The sequence below is a fragment of the Lentzea sp. NBRC 105346 genome, from assembly GCF_030269605.1.
Classification (GTDB): Bacteria; Actinomycetota; Actinomycetes; order Mycobacteriales; family Pseudonocardiaceae; genus Lentzea.
The window spans coordinates 1-388 of the sequence record NZ_BSTQ01000055.1; the positions used below are offsets into that span (position 1 = coordinate 1).

A 388-nucleotide genomic window follows, 5' to 3' on the forward strand; every position below is an offset into this window, starting at 1 on the left:
CGGTATTCTCTACCTGACCACCTGTGTCGGTTTGGGGTACGGGCCGCGTGAAAGCTCGCTAGAGGCTTTTCTCGGCAGCATAGGATCACTCTACTTCGCCTCAATCGGCTATGCATCACGTCTCAGGCTTAGTGACAGACGGATTTGCCTATCTGTCGCCCTACACGCTTACACCAGTACTACCACTCACTGGCGGAGCTACCTTCCTGCGTCACCCCATCGCTTGACTACTACAAGTTCGGATCCCGCGCTCCACAACGGTCATGGTCCCGAAGGACTTCCGACCGCGCTTCGGGCGGTTAGCATCACAAGGTTCGCCATGGGCGCGTTCACACGGGTACGGGAATATCAACCCGTTGTCCATCGACTACGCCTGTCGGCCTCGCCT

1 rRNA gene is annotated in these 388 nt (G+C 57.7%); it reads right to left on the bottom strand.

From position 1 onward, the window contains the following. Position 1 precedes the first annotated feature (1 nt). A 23S ribosomal RNA gene (locus QSK35_RS42570) occupies positions 2-388 on the bottom strand; the annotation flags it as partial.